Genomic DNA, 4,259 nt, shown 5'->3' on the forward strand with positions numbered 1-4,259 from the left:
CTTTTGTAGCAATATAAGAAGTGTATAATCTTGGTATCGTCATGCCTAAAATAGTACCCGGTAAACCACTGATGGAACATGGTCCGCCAGGAATAGTTATCTCGTCGGTATAAAAAGCAAATACATATACACTGTCCATAATTTTTGCAACCGCTTTACGGCAATTAAAACCGGCAATTTCCCGGTTGTCGTTGGTTATTTTCCATTCCATTGCCGGTATGGTATCGGCCACGTTAAGCTTGGTGCCCTGCACTTGTTTTTGAACATTTATTTTACCGGCGGTAAAATCAAAGTGCCAGATGTTTTCCTCATCATCCTGTTTATACCAGGCCGGAATTTTTGTTTTGGGATCCCAGCGATCAAATTTGTAAACACTCTTGTTATCGGCAAAAGTGTACAGGTAGTAGGCTGTTTTAAATTCACTCATGTTATCCTTCAGCATATCTGCCCAGCTATCATTGCTCATGGTTTTTTTTATACTGGTTTTTACCTCGTATTCAATTAGAGCTTTGTCAATAAATTGTTGTGCATTAATGGTGGCACAAAAAAGTATGCTGAATAAAAAAAGTATGCTTTTCATATTTTGTAATTTGAGTAATGGTTTTAATTATTGTTTTGCAGTAGCAGCTTTGTTTTTAAAATTCCAGGTAAAGCCAATCATAGCATATCTTTTAAGCCGGTCGTTTCTTTCTTCTGTTAAAGTGTTTTCGTAAAAACTTCTGTTAATGCCAATGTTTTGGTTCAATATATCTCTTATCAATACATAAACAGTAAATTCATCTTTCTTAAAAGTTTTTTGCAACCTTGCATTCCACAATTGGTTGGTAAGGTTATCCTGAAAGTCAATAGTTTTTTGGCGTACAAAGAAACTGTAGTCAGTAGTGATAGACCATGTTTTCTTATAATAAACAGTACCATAAAATCCAAGGTTATTGGTGTTGAATTGTTTTACTGTACTGTTTTGTGTAGTGGTACTCCTGTTATAAGAGAATTGATTATTAATACTCAGGTCATAGCTTTTATCTTTCGATTTAGAAAGGTAAACACTTATGCCGGTATTTAAATTATTGGAAAAACTTTTTTTGTTTTGAATACGATTGGCATATTTATTAAAACTTACATTCGGATTAAAGCCAACCTGCAATTTCATTTTTTTTAATTTAAACCAGGTGCCACCATAAAAATTTACTGATATATTGCCATTAAGATTTTCTGGCCTGGTGGTGGTTTTACCAGTAATAGTATCAGTTACCCTGCTATTAGAAATAGAATTTTGTACCATACGGATATTAACAGACTGGTAGGTTGACATTTCCTTTAAAAAATTATAACTGTTATGTGAAAGCCTGAAACTGTTGGTAAAAGATGGTTTCAGATCGGGGTTGCCCACATACTGGTTAAAGAAATCGTTGTTGTTTCTTAACGGTTGTAATTGGTTTAAAGAAGGCTGGCTGGTGTTACCGTTGTAATTAAATCTAAGGCTGTGGTTGCTTTTATAATTGTAAGTAAAATTTGCAGAAGGGAAAAAGTTGGTATAATTCCTTTCATAATCTTTCCCGAAAGATTTATCCAGTAAATTAAAATGCGTAAAAGCAAAGCCGCTTCCAAAATTGTATTTGATCTTTTTATCGTTGAAACTGATCCTTGCAGAAGGCCTGTTAACTGTAATAGATTGTTCAAACTGGTTCGATAAAGTATCAACTAGTTTATCAAATTTGCCTGTTAGTGCAGAATAATCGTAAGTAATTTGATCATTAACACCTTTGTTTAAACTTACCTGGTGTGATATTTCCAGCGAATATTTTTTACTCAATGGCTCAGTATAAATTAAATTGGCAGAAATATTTTGAGTGGTTTTATCCGATTGCTTAAACTGGTTGATATCCTTTGTGGAGTCAAGGCTGCCGTTGTCATAAAATTCATTGTGAGATCTTAAATAACTATCTCCTTCATTATTTAAAAGATTCCAGTCGGTATTTAAGGAGGCAGTACGGCGTGCTTTTTTAAATTTATGCTTAAACAAAATATTACCGGAATAAGAGGCTTTGTCGCTGGTGCTTTGCAAATATCTATCGGTAAGATTTTTCAGCACACCTGTTGTTCCTGAAGTTGTGCCATGGCGTGATTCCTCGCTTTCGGTGTGGTAAAAATTTGCCCGCCCTGTAAATTTTATAGTATTGTTAGAATCAAGTTTTACTTCATAAGTGGCATTGGTTTTAAAATTGTACCGGTTAACATTTGTAATAGTGCTGGTGTTTTCATTTAATGCAGTACCGCCAATTTGTGTTTGCCTGAACATGCCGTTGGCATTGGTATATATCTGGTTATTATATTTAGGCGAAAAATTGAAGGTTTGTTTATCATTCCATTTATTACTGTATTGCACGCCAGCATTAGTGTTCTTTATAAATCCATTCTCGGTATTCACATATGGTTCATCATCGCTGCCGCCACCCGTCCAGTTAAAATTTACGTTACCATCATCATCCATATTCATACTGAAATTTTCATTCTCACCGCCAAATTTTTCATTGTCCTGCCAGCTAAGTCCATCCTGGCCGGTATTCCCATTTAATAAAAAAGCGGTTAATTTTCTTTTACCTTTAAATGTGCTGAATAATAAATTAGTGTTGTGCCTGTTATCAAGTGTATCCAGTAAACCTCCGGCTGCGTCTATCTTTCCAAAGTAACCATGCTTTTTATCATCTTTTAATTTAAGGTTGATGGTTTTTTTTGTGTTGCCATCATCAATGCCTGTAAACTCTGCCTGCTCACTTTTTTTATCAAATACCTGTACTTCTTTAACAGCATCGGCACGTAAATTTTTTACGGCCATACCCGGGTCATCGCCAAAAAATTCTTCTCCATCTACCAAAACCTTTTCTACTTTTTGCCCCATGGCTTTTATTTCACCATTCTTATCTACCTGTATGCCGGGTAATTTTTTTAAAAGTTCTTCTACGTTTGCATTGGCACTTACTTTAAAGCTATCAGCTGTATAAATAGTGGTGTCACCTTTTATTTTAATGGCACTGCCGGTTTTTACAATTACTTCCTGCAGCAGTTTACTTTTGCTGGTAACCGACACATTGCCCAGCTTTGTTTCGGCATCTTTCAATTCTATATTATCTAAAAGATCTGCATAAAATGGATGGGTGGTCATTAAAATATAGTTGCCGGGCTTTACGTCTTTCAATATAAAATCGCCATCGGTGTTAGACCGGGTAAACTTGTACAATATAGAATCCTTTACAGTTAATAATGCAACAACAGCATTTTTTACAGGCTTTTTTTCTGTGGTGTCTTTTAAATTTCCTGTTACGGTAATGTTTTGGCTAAAAGATAATATGGAAAGGAAGAACATGCTAATGAGCATTGCAGAAAGTTTGTGCATAAGCAGGGGTTTGGTTTTGTTTTTGATGGCTGTAACTAAAATCTTAGTTAAAAATAAATTTATTAATTAGCAAATCCTAAATAACTAATCTTAAATTTACGTTAAAGCAAAAATCGGTTTTGTAAACATCAATTATAAACTCATTTCCATAAATGGCAACTTCACAATCATCAGTGGCAAAAAAGAAAACAAAAAAAAAATTGGATAAAGCAATTAAATACGAAGAACAATATTTTGTTGACAGTACCCAAACAGTTTGGAATTATTCATTGTTTACCGATGAAGACATTCGCAATTACCAAAACGGTACTTTATACAATGCGTATAAAAAATTTGGCAGCCACCGTATTAAAGTACTGGATACCGAAGGTTTTTATTTTGCTGTGTGGGCACCTAATGCAACGGCATTAAGTGTGGTGGGTGATTTTAATGCATGGAACCCGGTAGCGCATAATTTACTGGTAAGAGAAGACAGCTCGGGAATATGGGAAGGCTTTATTCCGCATTTACAAAAAGGCGAAGCGTATAAATATCATATAACAGGATACAAAGGTGTGCAAATTGATAAAGGCGATCCTTTTGCCAATTACTGGGAAGTGAGGCCCAACACAGCTTCTATTGCATGGCACACCAATAATAAATGGAAAGATGAGGAGTGGATGGCAAAAAGAAAAAAATATAATTCGCTTAAAGCGCCATGGAGTGTGTATGAAGTAAACCTTGCCAGCTGGATGCGGCCTGTAAAAAATGATGAAGAAAGTTTAAACAGCTATGCACAAATTACTGAGCGGTTAGTGCCTTATGTAAAAGAAATGGGTTTTACGCATGTAGAGTTAATGCCGGTGATGGAACATCCGTTTGATGG

The 4,259-nt window shown here is 35.2% G+C and carries 2 protein-coding genes and 1 pseudogene; 1 reads left to right on the forward strand and 2 read right to left on the reverse strand.

Annotated features, from left to right (window positions below; genetic code table 11):
• The coding region (locus ACY65O_RS01520; RefSeq protein ID WP_462219083.1) for a GLPGLI family protein at window positions 1-580 on the reverse strand (580 nt) is incomplete at its 3' end.
• 27 nt (window positions 581-607) lie between these two features.
• Entirely contained in the window at window positions 608-3,394 is a 2,787-nt protein-coding gene (locus ACY65O_RS01525; RefSeq protein WP_462219084.1) for a TonB-dependent receptor, read from the reverse strand.
• 152 nt (window positions 3,395-3,546) lie between these two features.
• Here ACY65O_RS01525 and ACY65O_RS01530 point away from each other — a divergent pair.
• Window positions 3,547-4,259, forward strand: a pseudogene (locus tag ACY65O_RS01530) (1,4-alpha-glucan branching protein GlgB); the annotation flags it as partial.

Origin of the sequence: Ferruginibacter sp. (assembly GCF_031430955.1) — a bacterium.
Lineage (GTDB): Bacteria > Bacteroidota > Bacteroidia > Chitinophagales > Chitinophagaceae > Ferruginibacter.